Here is an 18,203-nt window from a genome sequence, read left to right as displayed (position 1 = left end):
TGTGTGCGGCTTCCGGGCTCTGTCCCGACGCGCCGTGGTCTGAAGAGCAGGACAATGTCTGCGATCGAAGCCGGCGCTCGCGCGCCGGAAAATCTTTGGCGTCAGGAAATCAGGGCAACGCTTGCGCTTGCCTGGCCGATGGTGCTGACCAATCTCGGCCAGACCGCCATGACCGCGACCGACGTCATGATGATGGGTCGGCTGGGGCCGGACACGCTGGCAGCCGGCGCGCTCGGCGCCAATCTCTATTTCATGCCGCTGATCTTCGGTCTCGGCCTGATGCTGGCGACCTCGCCGATGATGGCGACCGAGCTCGGTCGCCGCCGCCATTCGGTGCGCGACCTGCGCCGCACCGTGCGCCAGGGCCTGTGGCTGGCGATCCTGATTTCGATCCCGATCTGGGTCTTCCTCTGGCACGGCGAGAGCGTGCTTCTGGCCATGGGCCAGGAGCCCAGGCTGGCGCATCAGGCCGGCATCTATCTGCGCTGGCTGGAATGGGCGGTGCTGCCCTTCTACGGCTATATCGTGCTGCGTTCCTTCATCTCGGCGCTGGAGCGGCCGGGCTGGGCGCTGGTCATCGTCTTCGTCGCCGTCGCCTGCAACGCCTTCTTCAACTGGGTGTTCATGTTCGGCAATCTCGGCGTCGCGGCGATGGGCATTTCCGGCTCCGGCCTCGCCACCACGCTGTCCAGCATGCTGATGTTCTGCGGCCTGGCGGCGGTGCTGCTCGTGGAGAAAAAATTCCGCCGCTACCACCTGTTCGGCCGCTTCTGGCGCTCCGACTGGCCGCGCTTCAAGGGTCTGCTCAGGCTCGGCCTGCCGATCGCCGGCATCCTCGCCTTCGAGGTGACGATCTTCAACGCGGCGGCATTGCTGATGGGCCTGATCGACGCGGACTCGCTGGCCGCGCACGCCATCGCCATCCAGATCGCCTCGATCTCCTTCATGGTGCCGCTCGGCCTCAACCAGGCCGTCACCGTGCGCGTCGGCCTTGCCCATGGCGCCGGCAACCCGGAAGGCGTTTCGCGCGCCGGCTGGACCGCTTTCGTCATCGGCGTTTCCTCCATGGCGCTGATGGGGCTGGTGATGATTCTCTGGCCGCATTTGCTGATCAGCGCCTTCATCGATCTGAGCGATCCGGCCAATGCCAGGGTGATCACGCTTGCGGTCTCCTTCCTGGTGTTTGCGGCACTGTTCCAGATCTTCGATGGCGCGCAGGCGGTGGCGGCCGGCATGCTGCGCGGCCTGCACGACACCAAGGTGCCGATGATCTACGCCGCGATCGGCTATTGGGGCATCGGCCTGCCGCTCGGCGTGCTGCTCGCCTTCCATCTCGGCTTCAACGGCGTCGGCATCTGGATCGGCCTGGCGTCGGGGCTGGCCGTGGTGGCCGCGCTTCTGCTGGCGCGCTGGCTGCGGCGCGACCGCATCACGCCGCAGCTCGCCTTCGGGCATTGAAGAGAGCGGCCACCGAGATCGGTGGCCGTTCGTTTCATGGCTTGCTCAATTGCCGTCGGAAGACATGGCGCCCAGCAGCCTGCGGATGTCGCCGAAGCGCGCGATCGAGCCGAACACCAGCGCCGCCACCGCGACGAAGAACACTGACACCGCGGCCATGGTCGGCGTGTAGCCGTAGCGCAGCGCGTTGAAGATCTTGATCGGCAGTGTCTCGGTGGTGAAGCCGATCGTCATGTAGGCGACGATGTATTCGTTGAGCGACAGCACGAAGGCGAAGGCGTAGCCCGAGACGAGATAGGGCAGGATCAACGGCAGCACCACGGTCTTCAAGACGGTGCGGTCGTCGGCGCCCATGGTCGCCGCCGCCTCGACCAGCGAGCGGTCGATCGAGGCGAAACCCAGCGACAGCGTCACCAGCGGCAGCGTCACGAAGAAGATCGCGTGGCTGATGATGGCGGTGAAGAACTGGCCGAACAGCCCGACCGTCGCCCAGAAGCTCAGGAAGCCGAGCGCCGTGATGACCGGCGGCAGGATGAAGGGCGCCAGCCCCAGCACCTGGAAGATGTTCGCCCATGGCGCGATGCGCCGCCACAGGAACCAGGCAAGCGGCAGCGCGATGGCCACCGCGATCGCCGCCGAGCAGACGGCGAGCGTCACCGAATGGATCAGCGCCAGCCGCCATTCCGGATCGGTGAAGATCTGCGCGTACCAGGCGAGCGAGAAGCCGACCGGCGGGAAGGTGAGTTCCTGCCGCGAATTGACCGAGACGCCGGCGACGACGATGAGCGGCGCTGCCAGGAACAGCGCGACGAGGCCGAAATAGAGGCGGCGGAGCCAGGTCTCGATCATAGCGCGTTCTCCCTGCGTCCGACGAGCAGCGTCATGCCGACCAGTGCCAGCGAGATCAGCACCAGGAACACCGCCATCGCCGCCGCGAAAGGCATGTTGGACTGGTAGATCGCCTGGTCGGTGATCAGCACCGAGAGCGTCCAATGCTGCGGCCGCCCGAGGATCTGCGGCAAAAGATAGGAGCCGAGCGCGAAGACGAAGACCATGATCAGCGTCGCCACGATGGTGTTCCTGAGCGCCGGCGCGACAACGTTGAAGAAGGCCCTGACCGGCGAGGCGCCGAGCGTGCGCGCCGCCTCCAGCAAGGTCGGGTCGAGACGGACAAGCGCCGGGTAGAGCACCAGGATCGTGTAGGGCAGCGCCTGGTAGACCATGCCGGTCAGCACCGCGCCGAAGGTCGGCAGCAGCGCCACCGGCTTGTCCATCAGCCCGACCGCCACCAGAAGGTTGGTGATGCCCGCCGTGCGCGAGAACAGCGTCGACCAGGCAAAGCCGATGATGACCTCCGACAGCGACAGCACCGACAAGAGGCCGACCAGCCACAGCGTCTGCACGCGGCGCGGCCGCCGGGTCAAAAGGTAGGTGAAGGGAAAGCCGATCGCCACGCAGCAGACGGCGACCAGCACCGCCAGCATCAGCGAGAAGCCGAGCACGCCGCCGAAGAAGGTCGACAGGAAGCGGGCGTAATTGTCGATGACGAAATCCGGCGTGTAGAAGCCGGACGGATTGCGCTTGAAGAAGCTGACCGCGATCATCGTCGAGAACGGAATGACGAAGAAGACGATCAGCATCAGGCCGGGAAAGAACAGCGGCGTGTAGTCGGCTAGCGACCTGGGGGCTTCGCGTCTCATGAGCCGAGCACCACGCAGCTTTCCGGCGGCAGCACGACGCCGACCTTGGCGCCGACCGGCACGTCGTGCCTTTCGCGCGGGGTCGTCACCGCGACGATGCTGGTGTTGCCCACCTCGATGAAGGTCTCGATCGTGCCGCCGAGATCGCGCACGAAGCTGACCTGGCCGGTGATGGCGCCGCCGGCAGGCTCGCCGATATGCACATCCTCGGGACGGATCGACACCGAAGCCTTGGTCATGCCGGCCGGCATGGCGAGGCCCGGAATGGCGGTGCCGAGGATCGTCGTGCGCCCGGCACTGTCGACTTCCGCCGGCAACAGATTGGTGATGCCGATGAAGTCGGCGACGAACGCGTCGGCGGGCTTGCGGTAGATTTCGATCGGCGGCGCCGCCTGCAGTATCTTGCCGTGACCCATGACGACGACGAGGTCGGCCATGGTCATCGCCTCGCGCTGGTCGTGAGTGACGACGATGGTGGTGATGCCGAGGCTCTGCTGCAGCTGGCGCAGTTCCACCTGCATCGCCTCGCGCAGTTTGGCGTCGAGCGCCGACAGCGGCTCGTCGAGCAGGAACAGTTTCGGCGACAGAGCGAGGGCGCGGGCGATCGCCACGCGCTGGCGCTGGCCGCCCGACAGCTTCGCCACCGGACGGTCGGCGAAGCCCTCCAGGTGGATCAGCGTCAGCAGTTCGTCGACCCGCTTCTTCTGCTCATCCCTGGAGGCGCCGCGGATGCGCAGCGCGTAGGAGATGTTGTCGCCGACCGAAAGATGCGGAAACAGCGCCAGCGACTGGAACACCATGCCGAGATTGCGCTTGTGCGTCGGCAGCGGCGTGATGTCCTCGCCATCGAGAACGATGGCGCCGCTGGTCGGTTCCTCCAGCCCGGCGATCATGCGCAGCAGCGTGGTCTTGCCGCAGCCCGACGGGCCGAGCAGGCAGACGAAGGTGCCGTGCGGCACGTTGAGCTGGACATTGTCGACGGCGGCGAAGACGCCGAATTTCTTGGTGATGGCGTTTATGTTCAATCCGGACATGCTCACCCCTCTCTCAGGACGTTGCACCGCAAGGGCCGCCGGGCAGATGCCCGGCGGCCGGTTTCAGCTGGTGCTTAGCCGACGATCAGCTCGGTCCACTTCTGGTTGATCCAGTCGGCCTTCGACGTATAGAGGTCGTAGCGCGGGATGATCGGCTCGATGTCCGACGACACGGCGGCGAACTCCTCCGGCTTGAGGTCGAGCACCTCCTTCTTCAACGTCGGCGTGGTGCCGACCTTGCGCGACATCACGCCCTGCATCGAAGGCTGGCTCATGAAGTCGATGAAGGCGTGCGCTTCCTCGACCTTGGTCGAGGCGCGCGACAGCACCCAGTTGCCGGAATCCTGGATGCCGCCTTCCTTCGGGAAGGTCGAGCGGACATGGAAGCCGTCGGCGGCCGCAAGCCCGGTGACGTCGTGGTAGTACTGGCCCATCGGGATCTCGCCCGACTTCAGCGCCTGCTCGAACTGCGCCTCGTCGCGATACCACAGCCGGACATTCGGCTTGAGCTCGGCGAGTTTCTCGAACGCCTTGTTCAGCCCGTCTTCGGTGTCGAGCGCGTTGGTGCCACCCATGAAGGTCTTGGCCGTCACTTCGAGCAGGAACGAGTTGGAGGCGAGCGCCAGCAGGCCGAGCTTGTCCTCGTTGGCCTTGTCCCAGAGTGCTGCCCACGAGGTCGGCGCGTCCTTGTAGACGTCGGTGTTGGTGACCAGCGTGATCCACCAGGCCACCGCGCCGATGCCGGCGACGCGGCCGTCCGGATACTTGTTGATGAAGCGGGGCAGGAGGTCGCCATAGTGCTTGAACTTCGAGGTGTCGAGCGGCGTCCACAGTTCGGTCGACTGGCCCTTCAGCGTCGAGGTCTGCGACATCATCGAAAGGTCGGCCGGCGCCTGTCCGGCCTTGGCCGCCTGCTCGAGCTGCACCAGCCAGGCCTCGCCGGTCGGCTCGGCGACCGATTCCACCGCGATGCCGGTTGCCTTGGTGAATTCCGGAAAGACATGCTCGTCGAACGATTTCTTGAAATAGCCGCCATAGACGCCGACCTTCAGCGACTTGTCCTGCGCCCGCAGCACCGCGGGCATGGCGAGCACGCCGGCGGCGGCCAGGCCGGCGCCAAGCACGCCGCGCCGGGTGATGGGTGTTGCGATCAGTCTGTTCATCTCAATTCTCCTCTGTTTGTGCCGGTTGTCCGGCGGGTTCCCTTGGTTGCGTTTCTCCGCCGTCAGGCGGATCAGTGTGCCGCCGCTCGTTGCTCGAGCGCGCGGGCGTATTGCGTCAGTGGAAAGCACATGACGAAGAAGATCAGCGCCACCAGTCCGTAGACGGTGAACGGTTCGAAGGTCGCGTTGTTGATGGCGTTTGAGGTCCTGACCAGTTCCTCGAAGCCGATGATCGAGGTCAGCGCCGTCGACTTGATGAGCTGCACCAGGAAGCCGACGGTCGGCGCGCGGGTGATCGAGAACGCCTGCGGCAGGATGATCAGCCTGAGCTCCTGCAGGTAGTGCAGCCCGAGGCTGGCGCCGGCATCCCACTGGCCGCGCGGCAGCGCATCGACGCCGCTGCGCCAGATCTCGGCCAGATAGGCGCTGGCGAAGAAGGTGAGGCCGATCGCCGCCGCCGTCCATGGCTCGATGCGCAGCCCGAGCATCGGCAGGCCGAAGAACATCAGGAAGAGTTGCATCAAGAGCGGCGTTCCCTGGAACAGCGCGATGTAGCCAGAGGCAATCCGCCGGGTCCATTTGGTCTTGGCGATGCGCAAGAACAGCACGGCCAGCCCGACCAGCGCGCCGCCGACGAAGGCGGCGAGCGACAACAGCACCGTCCAGCGCGCGGCGAGCAGCAGGTTGCGCAATATGTCCCAGAAGGTGAACTCGATCATGACACGCCGGCTCCCAGAACACGGCGTCCGCCGCCGACCAGCAGCCGGCGCAGCCCCATCGACAGGCCGAGATAGACCAGCGTCACCACGAAATAGGTCTCGAAGGCGCGGAAGGTGCGTGCCTGCAGCATATCGGCCTCGTAGGTCAGTTCCCGCACCGCGATTTGCGACACCACGGCCGATTCCAGCATCATGATGACGATCTGGCTGGTCAGCGCCGGGTAGATCACCTTCAGCGCCTGCGGCAGCACGATCTTGACGAACACCAGGCGAGGCCTGAGCCCAAGCGCCAGTGCGGCTTCCGTCTGCCCGCGCGGCACCGCGTCCAGCCCGGCGCCGACGATCTCGATCGTGTAGGCCGCCATGTTGAGCGTCATCGCCAGCATGGCGGCCAGGATCGGATCGAGCCTTATGCCGAGGCTGGGCAGCCCGAAGAAGATGAAGAACAGCTGCACCAGGAACGGCGTGTTGCGCATTACCTCGACATAGGCCGCGATTGCCAGCCGGAGCGGCTTCGGGCCGTTTCTTTTGCCGGCGGCGCCGAGGATGCTGAGGAAGGTTCCCGCCAGCGTGGTGACGGCGATCAAAAGGATCGTCGTCGCCGCGCCGCGCGCGATCGCGCCTACCGCACCCGCAAGCCAGCCGAAGTCGAGGCTGTAGCCCATGGCAATGCCCCCTGCTGTCCCAGGATCAGTCCTTGAGGTTGTCGGGGTTGAGCGGCGTCTTCAGCCAGGCCTTCGAGCTCTCGTCCAGCTTGCCGTCGGCCAGCATCTTGGCAACCGCGTCGTTGATCGCCTGCTTCAGCCGGTCCTCGTTCTTGTTGAGGCCGATATGCGAAGGCGAGGTGAGCAGCTGGAACTTCTGCTCCGGCTGCAGCGCGTCCTGCTTGGCCAGAACCTGGGCGCCGACATCGTTGCCGACCACCATCAGCTGGGTCTGGCCGGAGATGAAGGCCTGGATGACGGAGTTGTAGTTGTCGAAGCGGCGGATGTCCGCCGAGGCCGGTGCCGCTTCGGTCAGCGAGGTGTCCTCCAGCGTGCCGCGATTGACGGCGATCGACTTGTCGGCAAGGTCCTCCTTGCCTTTGACGGCAAGCGCGGCCGGACCGATGACGGCGATGTAGTAGGGAGCGTAGGCGGTGGCGAAGTCGATCACCTCGGCGCGCTCCTTCGAGTAGCCGACGCTCATCAGGAAGTCGACGCGCTTGTCGGTGAGATAGGGAATGCGGTTCTGGCCGGTGACGCTGACGAGGTTCAGCTTCACCTTCAGGGAGTCGGCGATGGCCTGCGCCACGTCGATGTCATAGCCCTTGATGCTCATGTCGGCGCTGGCCGAGGAGAAGGGCGGGAAGTCGGAGAAGATGCCGACATTGATGGTGCCGGCCTTGGTGATGTCGTCGATGGCGTCGGCCCTGGCCGCCTGCGAGGCGAGGCCGGCGGCGCCGAGCATCAGCATTGCCGTGATGGCGGATTTCAGCGTGGTGCGAAGTGTCATTTTAGTTCCCCTTCTGGAAGCTTGTTGTTGAAACCGGCCGCCGGCTCCAGCGCGGCGGCCGTATTGGTCTGGCGTAGCCTCAGCCTTTCTTGATGGCCGGGCTGAACACCATCAGGCTCAGGATCTCGAACAGGACCTGGGCGCCGACATGGGCGGTGTTGGTGGTCGCGTCGTATTGCGGCGCCACCTCGACGACGTCGCCGCCGACGATGTTGAGGCCCTTGAGGCCGCGCAGCAGTTCGAGCACCTCGCGCGTCGTCAGCCCACCGACTTCCGGCGTGCCGGTGCCCGGCGCAAAGGCCGGATCGACGCTGTCGACGTCGAAGGAAATGTAGGTCGGCCCGTCGCCGACGATCTTGCGCGCCTTCTCGATGATGGCCGGCATGCCCAGCCCGGTCACTTCCTCGGCGTGCACGACCGTCATGCCGGACTCGTAGGAGAACTCCCACAGATACTCGGCCGAGCCGCGGATGCCGATCTGGATGGTGCGCGAGGGATCGAGCACGCCGTCCAGCACCGCGTTGCGGAACGGCCCGCCATGGTGGAACTTGGTCAGGTCGAACAGGCCGCTGGTGTCGCAATGGGCATCGATATGGATCATGCCGACCGGTGCCTTCTTGCCGACCGCCTTCAGGATCGGATGGCTGATCGAGTGGTCGCCACCGACCGAGAGCGGGATGACGCCGGCGTCGACGATCTGGTTGGCTCGGCGCTCGATGTCCTCATGGCTGGTCTCCAGCCGGTAGCGGCTCTGGAACGGGACGTCGCCGATGTCGGCGACGCGAAGCTCATGCGTCGGCGCGCATTCCAGCACATGGTTGTAGGGGCCGATGCGCTCGATGGCGCGCAGCGCCCGCGGCCCAAAGCGCGAGCCCGGACGGTTGGTGACGCCGAGATCCATCGGCACGCCGATCATCGCCACCTGCAGATCCCCGAAATCCGGCTTGTCGGCGGCCACCTCGCGGTAGGGCGCGGTGAGGAAGGTCGGGATGCCGGAATAGGGCGCCAGCCTGGTGCCCGACTTGGAGAAGATCTTGTCGGCGACCTTGCGGAACTTCGGGTCGAACATCTCGCCGCCATGGCCCTCGCCATACTTGCGACGCAACGCTTCAAGTTTGCCGCGATCGTAACCCATGTCGGTCTCCTCCGTCTGGCTGGTAGTGAAGCAACACCTATGATGCTGACCGCCATCCGGCCGGACCGCGGTCCCGCCCTGGCTGCCTGCAGATTTCACGTCTTGATGATGTTCCGGGACAAAGTTTCCGGCAGCTCCATTGAAAAATCAATTGATATTGTTAGGGTGTTTGTTGTGAGAAAATCTCACACTACTTGAGTGCACCATGGCCAAGCGTCTGCCCCCGCTGAATCCGCTGCGCGCCTTCGAGGCCACGGCCCGCCATGCCTCGCTGACCAAGGCTGCGGCGGAGCTGAATGTCACGCACGGCGCCGTCAGCCACCAGATCAAGGCGCTCGAGCAGTCGCTCGGCGTCAAGCTGCTCGAGCGCGCCGGCCAGCGGGTGAAGCTGACGCCGCACGGCGCCGAGCTTCTGCCGGCGGTGTCGAGCGCCTTCGACGGCATCGCCGCCGCCACGCAGCGCATGACGCGGCCGGCCAGCGCCGGCAAGCTCTCAATATCCTGCGTGCCGGCGCTGCTGCTCTTGTGGATGACGCCGCGATTGGGCTCGTTCACCGCGCAATATCCCGACATCCAGCTCACCTTGCTTCCCTCCAACGACGCCAGGGACATCCGCGCCCCGCATATCGATGTCTGCGTGCACTATGGCGATGGCAGCTGGAGCGATTGCTGGATGCGCAAATGGTCCGGCCTCGAACTGTTCCCCGTGGTCAGTCCGACGCTGATCAACAACCGCCCGATCCGCACCGTTCGCGATCTCGCCGACCATGTCATCCTGCACGGCGATGACGGCCGCGAGTGGCACACCTGGCTGGCCGCCGCCGACGCGCTGGACCTGGAGCGCGGCCGCCGCCATCATTTGGGCGACGCGCGCACCGCGACCGAGGCCGCCGTGCATGGCCACGGCGTCGCGCTCGGCGATTCCGTCACCGCGAGCACGCTGCTGGCCAGGGGCCTGCTGGTCGCTCCGTTCAGCCTGTCGGTGCCGGCGGTCGACGACTTCTACGTCGTCTGCCGCAACGAGATGAGGTCGACGCCGATCGTCCAGCTCTTCATCGACTGGCTGTTCGCCGAGAAGGAACAGGCCGACGGCCGCGCCGACGCACCGGTCGCGGGGCGCATCGGCAGCCGTCGGAAGCGCCCGGCGCTGAGGGTGATCGGCGCCAGGACGGCGTCCTGACGGCTGGACTGGGGCGACTTCTTTTTGTCGGGCCAGCCCGCAAAGCGGGAGGCGTTGCCGAAAATTCAATGCTAAGAGGCTTGGTTGAAGCAGTTCCAGGAAAAGCGGCCGGAATTGCGCAGGCAAGCGCTAGAGTGAGCAGCGAAGGCGGCAGGACGAGATGGCAAAGACCGATATTGCGCGGCGCGTCTACAACCACACCTGGAAGCTGGACCCCATCGTCCGCAGCCTGCTCGACACCGATTTCTACAAGCTTCTGATGCTGCAGATGATCTGGGGCATGTATCCCAAGGTCGAAACCACTTTCTCGCTGATCAACCGCACCACCTCGGTGCGCCTCGCCGACGAGATCGACGAGCAGGAACTGCGCGACCAGCTCGACCACGCCCGCACCTTGCGCTTCTCCAAGAAGGAGATGATCTGGCTCGGCGGCAACACCTTCTATGGCCGCAAGCAGATCTTCGAGCCGGAATTCCTTGCCTGGCTGGAGGATTTCCAGTTGCCCGAATACGAGCTGTCCAAGCGCGACGGCCAGTACGAGCTCTCTTTCAGCGGTCCCTGGATGTACACGACCCTGTGGGAGATCCCGGCGCTGGCCATCATCAATGAACTGCGATCGCGCGCGGCCATGCGCGCCTTCGGCCCGTTCGCGCTCGACGTGCTCTATGCCCGCGCCAAGGCCAAGATGTGGGCAAAGACCGAGCGGCTGAAGGCGCTGCCGGGTATTCGCATCTCCGATTTCGGCACCCGCCGCCGCCACTCCTTCCTGTGGCAACGCTGGTGTGTGGAAGCCTTGAAGGAAGGCATCGGCCAGGCCTTCACCGGCACCTCCAACGTCCTGCTTGCCATGGACAACGACCTCGAGGCGCTCGGCACCAACGCGCATGAGCTGCCGATGGTGTTTGCCGCCCTTGCCAATTCGGAAGAGGAGCTCAAGCAGTCGCCCTACAAGGTGCTGCAGGACTGGCAGCGCTACTATGGCGGTAACCTGCTGATCGTGCTGCCGGACGCGTTCGGCACCGCATCCTTCCTGCGTGACGCGCCGGACTGGGTCGCCGACTGGACCGGCTTCCGCCCCGACAGCGCGCCGCCGATCGAGGGCGGCGAGAAGATCATCGACTGGTGGCGCGAGAGGGGCAAGGACCCCAGGCAGAAGCTGCTGATCTTCTCCGACGGGCTCGAGGTCGAGACGATCGAGGAGACCTACCGCCACTTCCGCGGCAAGGTGCGCATGTCTTTCGGCTGGGGCACCAACCTCACCAACGATTTCGAGGGCTGCGCGCCGACCGAAACCAACAGCCTGGATGCCATCTCGCTGGTCTGCAAGGTCACCGAGGCCAATGGAAGGCCCGCGGTCAAGCTCTCCGACAATCCGGCCAAGGCGACCGGGGACCAGAAGGAGATCAAGCGCTACCTGAGGATATTCGGCGAGAAGGACCGGGTGAGGCAGCTGGTCAAGGTTTAAAGGCTGCGCCTGTGGCCTGTGCTGATCCCGCATCGTCAAGCGAGATTGCAAGGCTCGATAAGCCGAGCTTCTTCGCGCTCCCCTCTGTCGTGCCGGACATCTCCCCCGCTGAGGCTGCTTTCCTCTCCCTCCGGAGGGGGGAGAGGTGGCGCCGCGAAGCGGCGACGGAGTGGGGGAACCACCTGGCAACCGCCGCAACGGGCATAGGAAAGAGGATCGCTTGCACGCATCGTCCTGACCCGCGCCAGGGTCGACCCCCACTCCGTCGAGCTGCGCTCGACACCTCTCCCCCGATCGACGGGGGAGAGGAAGGGTGCCAAGCCATCCGAGCAGGCGCCACTTCTCAATGGCAGACGCTTGCCTCTGAAGATAGTGCGATCTCCCCCCAAGTGGGGGAGATGTCCGGCAGGACAGAGGGGGGCGCCGTAAGGCGCAAACCTTCGCGAATGGCTCTCGCAGCAGCCTTCGCATCCCTCCCCACTTCCGCCTTCGCCCATGCCTCCGATCGCGGCCATGTCCTCCTCCTTCCCACCGGCTATTACGTCGCCGGAGGCGCGCTCGCGGTCGCCGTCAGCTTCCTTGTCCTGGCCCTGCTGCCGCCCGCAGCCCTCGATCGCTTCTGGCGCCGGCGCCTGCCGCTCTTTGCCCTCGGTGACGCCTCTCGCACGATCGTCAGCGCGATATCTTTTGCCGGCTTCGCAATCCTCCTTGCCGCCGGCCTGTTCGGCAGCCGCGATCCGCTGTCCAACCCGCTGCCGCTCGTCATATGGACGCTGCTCTGGGTGGGCTTGGCTTTGTTGCAGGGCGCGCTCGGCGATCTCTGGTCGTGGCTGAACCCCTGGTACGGACCGTGGCGGGTCGTCAGCCGCCTGATCGGACGCGGCGGTGAACAGGACGGCCGCTTGCCCGCATGGCTAGCCTGCTGGCCGGCCGTCGGGCTGTTCTTCGCCTTCGCCTGGTTCGAGTTGATCGACCCGGCGCCCGACGACCCGGCCCGGCTGGCATACGCCGCCGGCCTCTACTGGCTGCTGAACTTCATCCTGATGCTCGTCTTCGGCCATCGCGAATGGAGCCGGCGCGGCGAGTTCCTGAGCGTGTTCTTCGCCATGGTCGCGCGCTTTGCTGTTGTTGAGCGCGATGCGAAGTGCCGCCTCAGTCTCTGCTGGCCGGGCGCCAAACTGCTCTCCGCCGAGCCGTTGCCGACAGCCGGCATCGCCTTCCTGCTGCTGGCGCTGTCCTCGGTCTCCTTTGACGGCCTGTCGAAAACCTTCTTCTGGCTCGGCCTGTTCGGCGTCAATCCGCTGGAGTTTCCCGGGCGCACCGCGCTGATCGGCATCGGCAGCTTCGGCCTTGTCCTGACCTTCGTCCTGCTGGCAGCGGTGTTCGCGCTTGCCGTCCATATCGGCCAGCGCCTCGCCGGCGACCGGCATTCATTCGCGCAAGCCGCCGGCTTGCTGGTCTGGTCTATCGTGCCGATCGCGCTCGCCTACCATTTCGCCCACTACCTGACGGCGCTGCTGGTCGACGGCCAATATGCGCTGGCCGCCCTGTCCGATCCCTTCGCGCTCGGCTGGAACCTGTTCGACACCGCTGACATGGAAGTCGAAGCCGGCGTGGTCGCCGGCGCCGACTCGGCCTGGTGGCTGTGGAATCTCCAGGCCGGCGTCATCATCCTTGGCCATATGCTGGCCGTCCTCGTCGCCCATGGTCTGGCCTGGCGGCTGCATCCGGCCGCGGCGCGTGCCGCGCTCAGCCAACTGCCGCTCACGGTGCTGATGATCGCCTATACGGTCTTTGGCCTTTGGCTGCTTGCCACGCCGACCGCCGGGTGAAAGAGGCGGCCTCAATGCCTGTCGGGAAGTACGCTTGCCACGTCGAGGCTTTGGTGATTTAGTTTGTACACATGCAATTTTTGCCTCGTTACAGCCATTGGTCAAAACTCAAAAAACAGGGGAACTGCCGTGTCTGACAAGAATGGGTTTTTCGATCTTTCCAAGACCACTCTTTCGCGCCGCACCGCGCTGAAGGGCCTCGCCGCCGGCGCCGGCCTTGCCGTCGCGCCGGGCTTCGTCCGCTACAGCCAGGCGCAGAGCTCGGCGCCGGTCAAGATCGGCTTCCAGTCGCACCGCACCGGCATCGGCGCCGCCTATGGCCGCTGGTACGAGAAGACGAGCGCCGCCGCGGTCAAGGCGATCAACGATGCCGGCGGCATCAATGGCCGCCCGGTCGAGCTGGTCATCGAGGATGACGGCACCGATCCCGCCCGTGGCGCCGAGGTTGTCGGCAAGTTCGCCACCCAGCACAAGACCGACATCGTCTTCGGCACCTTGTTCTCGCATGTCGTGATCGGCTCGGCGCCCGCCGCCGGCGAGAACAAGATCCCCTATTTCGTCGTCAGCGAAGGTCACCACGTCGCCTCGACCAAGCTCAACCGCTACGTCTTCCAGCCCGGCATCACCGACGTGAAGAGCCAGATCCAGTCGATGGCGCCGTGGATCGCCGCCAATGCCGGCAAGAAGGTGACGCAGATCTTCCCCGACTTCGCCTTCGGCTACGACCATCGCGACTACCTGCCGCCGGCACTGAAGGCGCAGGGCGCCGACGTCGTCGCCCAGATCGCCATCCCGCCGACGGAGTCGTCCTTCACCAAATACTTCCCGCAGATCCCGGCCGAGACCGAGGTGATCTATCACGTCATGGTCGGCCCGGCCGTGCTCACCTTCGTCAAGGAGCTCGGCGAATTCTACGGCTCGTCGCGGCCGCAGCTGTTCGGCTTCATGGATTCGCTCGAGGCGACCGACATCAACAGCCCCGGCCTCGAATTCCTCGACGGAAGCCATTTCTGGGAAGGTTCGCCGCGCTATGCGCAGGCCGACGATTCCCCTGCCCAGAAGGCCTACCGCGCCGCCGTCGGCATCGACGACAATGGCGCCGCCGTCGGCGATGCCAAGGACGTCTCCACCGCCTCGCACATGTTCGGCTGCTGGGAAACGCTCTATGTCGTCAAGAAGGCGATGGAGGATGCCGGCTACAAGGGGCCCGAGGATCGCGCCAAGCTGGTCGAGGCGACCGAGGCGCTGAAGGAGTTCGCCGAAGGGCCGGAGCATCCGCAGGGCCCGAAGACCTTCAACGGCAAGATCCACCAGTGCTTCGGTATCCAGAACATCTCCAAGGTCGAGGGCGGCAAGCTCAAGGTGGTGCACAAGACGAAGATCGAGGACGGCCTCTACGAGGCCGAGGGGGATTACACGACGCAGGCGCTGTGACTTAGTTGCGCCGACAAGCGTGAGCGCCAAGCCACCCCTCTCTGTCCTGCCGGACATCTCCCCCTCAAGGGGGGAGATCAGCAGCTCATGCGAAGGCGGCCATCGGTCGGCCTTTGCGATTGGCGAAAGCGATAGGGAGAGCCAATCTCCCCCCTTGAGGGGGGTGAGGAGCGGTCCGCGAAGCGGACGGGAAGCCAATTGCTTGGCTTTCCGAGCGACGAACGCCCGGAGCGATAGCGCGGGGCCGGGCCCGGCAGGGCAGAGAGGGGTGCGCTTGGCACCTGCCTGCGTGTAGCATGCATTTCGGACCCCATCTCCTCCTCGCCGCCCTCGAAGGCCTCGTCACTTCCGCCGTGCTGGCGCTGACGGCGCTTGGCCTGTCGCTGGTGTTCGGCGTCATGCGCGTCGTCAATGTCGCCCATGGCGAGTTCTTCATGCTGGGCGCGGTGCTGGCCTGGGCGATCTCGACGGCGATCTCGGGCCATCCTGCACTCGGCTTCGTCGCCGCGCTGGTCATCGCGCCGCTCATCGTCGGCGCGGTCGCGCTGGTCGCCGAGCGGCTGGTGCTGCGCCGGCTCAATTACAATCCGGAAGCCACCATCGTCGCCACGATCGGCATGCTCTACATCATCCAGCAGCTGGCGCTGACCTTCTACGGCCCTGAGGCGCGCCCGGTCGAGCCGCCCTTCAGCTACCGCATCCTGCTGCCCTGGTTCGGCTATTCCGGCTACAAGCTGTCGGTGGTCGCGGCCTCCGCGCTGCTGCTCGTCGCCACCTGGCTGGTGCTGACACGGACCAAGGTTGGGCTGCTGATGCGCGCCACCCAGTATGACAGCGAGACCGCGCAAGCCTTCGGCATTCCGGTCGACCGCGTCTATGGCGGCGTCTTCGCCCTCGGCGCCATGCTGGCGGCAATAGCCGCGGTGCTGATCGTGCCGATCAGCCAGGCGCATTATCTGATGGGTCAGGATCCGCTGCTTTTGTCCTTCATCGTCGTCATCATCGGCGGCCTCGGCTCATTGCGCGGCACCCTCGTCGCCGCAGTGCTGATCGGCCTGTCGGACGGCATCATCTCGATGTTCTTCTCGCCGACGCTGGCCAAGATCATCGCCACACTTGTCGTTGCCATGGTGCTGGTGTTCCGGCCGCAAGGCCTGTTCGGGACGGCCTCGCGATGACGGAAGCTTCGCCGGCAAAGGCCTATTCGCTGCATCTCGGCGTCATCGCCCTGCTCTTCGCGCTGAGCTTCGTGCTGCCGGATTATCATCACGGCCTCATCGCCCGCATCATGGTGCTGGCGGTGTTCGCCATGGGCTACAATCTGCTGTTCGGCTATGTCGGCCTGCTCAGCCTCGGCCATGCCATGTTCTTCGCCGCCGGCCTCTATGGTGCGGGCTTAAGCGTCTATCATCTCGGCTGGAGCGTGCCGGCCGCCTTCCTCGCCGGCATCGCCTGCGGCGCGCTGCTGGCCCTGCTCATCGGTTTGCTGGCGCTGCGCACTTCCGGTGTGGCGTTCATGATCGTCACCATGATGTTCGCGCAGGTGTTTTCGCTGCTCATGCTCTATTTCGCCGTCTGGACCGGCGGCGACCAGGGCCTGGTCGTTCAGCAAGCGGCGCGGGTGCTGACCCTGGGCGGCACGACGCTCGACCTCACCAATCCGACCGTGCGCTACATGAGCGCGCTGGCCCTGTTCTCCATCATCCTGCTGGCGACGCTTGCCGTCGTCCGCTCTCGCTATGGCCGCGTGCTGGTCGCCGTCCGCGAGAACGAGGAGCGGACGAAGATGCTCGGCTACGACACCTTCTCCAACAAGCTCGCCGCCGTCGTCGTCTCCGGCACCATCTGCGCGGCCTCCGGAGCGGCCTACGCGCTTTTGTTCGGCTATGTCGGCTCCAGCTTCGCCTCGGTGCAATATTCGATCCTGCCGCTGCTCTGGGTGCTGCTCGGCGGCGCCGCCACTGCGCTCGGCCCCCTCATCGGCACGCTGTTCATGTACTATGTCATCGACATCACCAGCGGCTTCACCTCCGCCTATCTGCTGATCGTCGGCGTCGCGCTCATCCTTCTGGTGCTGTTCTTCCCCAAGGGGATCATGGGCAGCATCCGCCAGCGCTGGCTCGGGTGGCTGCCATGATGCCGCTTTTGACCACCAGGGGCCTGTCCCGCAATTTCGGCGGCCTGCGCGCCGTCGACAATGTCGACTTCGCCCTGATGCCGGGCGAAATCCGCGCCGTCATCGGCCCCAACGGCGCCGGCAAGACCACCTTCGTCAGCCTGGTCAGCGGACGTATCCCTCCTTCGTCCGGGATGATCGTCTTCGACGGCGCCGACATCACCGGCCTGCCGGCCTACAGACGGGTTCGCCTTGGCGTCGCCTACACCTTCCAGATCACCAGCGTCTTCGCCAATCTTTCCGCCTACGACAATGTCGCGCTGCCGGTGCAGCGCACGCTGACCGACGGCCGCTCCAAGGGCGCGGTCAAGGCCGGCGTCATGGCCGCGCTCGAGCGAACCGGGCTTGCCGATCGCGCCCATATGCCGGCGGGCCAGCTCTCCTATGGCCACCAGCGGCTACTCGAAGTGGCGATGGGCCTGGCGCTCAAGCCGCGCCTCCTGATCCTCGACGAGCCGACGCAAGGCCTGGCTGACAGCGAGATCGACAATTTCATCGAGCTGGTGCGCGAGATCGCCAAAAGCGCCACCGTGCTCCTGATCGAGCACAATATGCCCGTCGTCATGCAGCTCGCCGACCGCATCACCGTCTTCAATGCCGGCCGCATCCTCGCCGAAGGCACGCCGGAGCAAGTTCGCGAGAACCGCCAGGTGCAGGACGCCTATCTCGGGGCCGGCCATGACTGAGGCGGGGTCCAAGGCGCTGGCCATCTCCGGGCTCGACTGCTTCTACGGCGAGGTCCAGGTCCTCTACGGGCTCGACCTCGTGCTCGAGAAGGGCGAGGTGCTTTGCCTGTTCGGCCGCAACGGCGCCGGCAAGACGACGACGCTGAAGGCGATCATGGGCCTGGTTCCGGCGGCCGCCGGTTCGATCAGGCTGGACGGCACGGAGCTGACCGGCCTGGCGGCGCACGACGTGCCGAAAGCCGGCGTCGCCTATGTGCCGCAGGGCAGGCGATTGTTCGCCGAGATGACGGTGGCGGAAAACATCGAGATCGGCCTGATGGCGCGCGGCAGGGGCAAGGCCGTGCGGGAAAATGTCCTCGACCTTTTTCCATTGCTGCGCCAGCGCCTCAGGCAGCGCTCCGGCACGCTGTCCGGCGGCGAGCAGCAGATGCTGGCCATGGCCCGCGCGCTCTGCCTCGAACCGCAGGTGCTGCTGCTCGACGAGCCGACCGAAGGGCTGATGCCGTCGATGATCGCCAAGATCCGCGAGACGGTGGCCAAGCTGCGCGAACGCGGCGTCTCCACCATTCTGGTCGAGCAGCGCGTCGATGCAGTTCTTTCGGTCGCCGACCGCGTCTGCTTCATCGAGAACGGCCGCAACCGCGAGACTGTCGATGTCGAGCAATTGCGCGCCGATCCGTCGGCGGTGCGGCGCTATGTGGGGGTGGGTTGAGGTGGACGGCGCTTC

17 protein-coding genes are annotated in these 18,203 nt (G+C 65.6%); 9 read left to right on the top strand and 8 right to left on the bottom strand.

Translation table 11 applies throughout. From position 1 onward, the window contains the following. The first annotated feature begins 54 nt into the window (after window positions 1–54). Entirely contained in the window at window positions 55–1,458 is a 1,404-nt protein-coding gene (locus tag PU724_RS18855) for an MATE family efflux transporter (RefSeq protein WP_354420418.1), read from the top strand. A 45-nt stretch (window positions 1,459–1,503) separates the two neighbouring features. Here PU724_RS18855 and PU724_RS18850 read toward each other — a convergent pair whose 3' ends face one another. The 8 genes from PU724_RS18850 to speB all read right to left on the bottom strand — a co-directional run bounded on the left by PU724_RS18850 (window position 1,504) and on the right by speB (window position 8,703). Then, window positions 1,504–2,307, bottom strand: a complete 804-nt coding sequence (locus PU724_RS18850; protein ID WP_407045960.1) for an ABC transporter permease — start codon at window positions 2,305–2,307, stop codon at window positions 1,504–1,506. Then, the gene (locus PU724_RS18845) at window positions 2,304–3,158 is read right to left on the bottom strand and encodes an ABC transporter permease (protein WP_354420417.1); all 855 of its coding nucleotides are present in this window, start codon (window positions 3,156–3,158) and stop codon (window positions 2,304–2,306) included. Before PU724_RS18845 ends, PU724_RS18850 begins: the two co-directional genes overlap by 4 nt. Beyond that, on the bottom strand, window positions 3,155–4,192 hold the full coding sequence (locus tag PU724_RS18840) for an ABC transporter ATP-binding protein (RefSeq protein ID WP_354420416.1): 1,038 nt from the start codon (window positions 4,190–4,192) through the stop codon (window positions 3,155–3,157). The genes PU724_RS18845 and PU724_RS18840 overlap by 4 nt, the downstream gene beginning before the upstream one ends. Window positions 4,193–4,266: 74 nt before the next feature. Continuing rightward, window positions 4,267–5,355, bottom strand: coding sequence for an ABC transporter substrate-binding protein (locus PU724_RS18835; RefSeq protein ID WP_127285607.1), 1,089 nt, complete (start codon window positions 5,353–5,355; stop codon window positions 4,267–4,269). 71 nt (window positions 5,356–5,426) lie between these two features. Further along, complete coding sequence (locus tag PU724_RS18830) at window positions 5,427–6,074, bottom strand: amino acid ABC transporter permease (RefSeq protein WP_127309073.1); 648 nt, start codon at window positions 6,072–6,074, stop codon at window positions 5,427–5,429. Beyond that, window positions 6,071–6,739: an amino acid ABC transporter permease gene (locus PU724_RS18825; protein WP_127285606.1), complete on the bottom strand. Its 669-nt coding sequence runs from the start codon at window positions 6,737–6,739 to the stop codon at window positions 6,071–6,073. Before PU724_RS18825 ends, PU724_RS18830 begins: the two co-directional genes overlap by 4 nt. A gap of 25 nt (window positions 6,740–6,764) precedes the next feature. After that, on the bottom strand, window positions 6,765–7,568 hold the full coding sequence (locus PU724_RS18820; RefSeq protein WP_354420415.1) for a transporter substrate-binding domain-containing protein: 804 nt from the start codon (window positions 7,566–7,568) through the stop codon (window positions 6,765–6,767). Window positions 7,569–7,647: 79 nt separating this feature from the next. Continuing rightward, window positions 7,648–8,703 carry an agmatinase gene (gene speB, locus PU724_RS18815; RefSeq protein WP_127309075.1) on the bottom strand — a complete coding sequence of 352 codons (1,056 nt, stop codon included), beginning with the start codon at window positions 8,701–8,703 and terminating at the stop codon, window positions 7,648–7,650. Window positions 8,704–8,908: 205 nt separating this feature from the next. On the opposite strand from speB, the gene gcvA reads away from it, so the two are divergent. The 8 genes from gcvA to PU724_RS18775 all read left to right on the top strand — a co-directional run bounded on the left by gcvA (window position 8,909) and on the right by PU724_RS18775 (window position 18,188). Further along, window positions 8,909–9,883 (top strand): transcriptional regulator GcvA, encoded by a 975-nt coding sequence (gene gcvA, locus PU724_RS18810; protein ID WP_127309076.1) that lies wholly within the window; start codon window positions 8,909–8,911, stop codon window positions 9,881–9,883. Window positions 9,884–10,043: 160 nt separating this feature from the next. Continuing rightward, window positions 10,044–11,348, top strand: coding sequence for a nicotinate phosphoribosyltransferase (gene pncB / locus PU724_RS18805; protein ID WP_135860307.1), 1,305 nt, complete (start codon window positions 10,044–10,046; stop codon window positions 11,346–11,348). A gap of 446 nt (window positions 11,349–11,794) precedes the next feature. Continuing rightward, the gene (locus tag PU724_RS18800; protein WP_245520392.1) at window positions 11,795–13,180 is read left to right on the top strand and encodes a hypothetical protein; all 1,386 of its coding nucleotides are present in this window, start codon (window positions 11,795–11,797) and stop codon (window positions 13,178–13,180) included. 129 nt (window positions 13,181–13,309) lie between these two features. Then, window positions 13,310–14,614 (top strand): ABC transporter substrate-binding protein, encoded by a 1,305-nt coding sequence (locus PU724_RS18795; RefSeq protein WP_354420414.1) that lies wholly within the window; start codon window positions 13,310–13,312, stop codon window positions 14,612–14,614. Between the two features lie 296 nt (window positions 14,615–14,910). Next, window positions 14,911–15,792 (top strand): branched-chain amino acid ABC transporter permease, encoded by an 882-nt coding sequence (locus PU724_RS18790; protein WP_127309079.1) that lies wholly within the window; start codon window positions 14,911–14,913, stop codon window positions 15,790–15,792. Then, the gene (locus tag PU724_RS18785) at window positions 15,789–16,751 is read left to right on the top strand and encodes a branched-chain amino acid ABC transporter permease (protein ID WP_354420413.1); all 963 of its coding nucleotides are present in this window, start codon (window positions 15,789–15,791) and stop codon (window positions 16,749–16,751) included. The genes PU724_RS18790 and PU724_RS18785 overlap by 4 nt, the downstream gene beginning before the upstream one ends. Beyond that, window positions 16,748–17,476, top strand: coding sequence for an ABC transporter ATP-binding protein (locus PU724_RS18780; RefSeq protein WP_127282895.1), 729 nt, complete (start codon window positions 16,748–16,750; stop codon window positions 17,474–17,476). Before PU724_RS18785 ends, PU724_RS18780 begins: the two co-directional genes overlap by 4 nt. Next, window positions 17,469–18,188 (top strand): ABC transporter ATP-binding protein, encoded by a 720-nt coding sequence (locus PU724_RS18775; protein ID WP_127282896.1) that lies wholly within the window; start codon window positions 17,469–17,471, stop codon window positions 18,186–18,188. The genes PU724_RS18780 and PU724_RS18775 overlap by 8 nt, the downstream gene beginning before the upstream one ends. Window positions 18,189–18,203: the final 15 nt, after the last annotated feature.

This window comes from Mesorhizobium abyssinicae (assembly GCF_049887195.1).
Taxonomy (GTDB): domain Bacteria; phylum Pseudomonadota; class Alphaproteobacteria; order Rhizobiales; family Rhizobiaceae; genus Mesorhizobium; species Mesorhizobium abyssinicae.
This window is presented reverse-complemented; position numbering and strand designations above follow the sequence as displayed.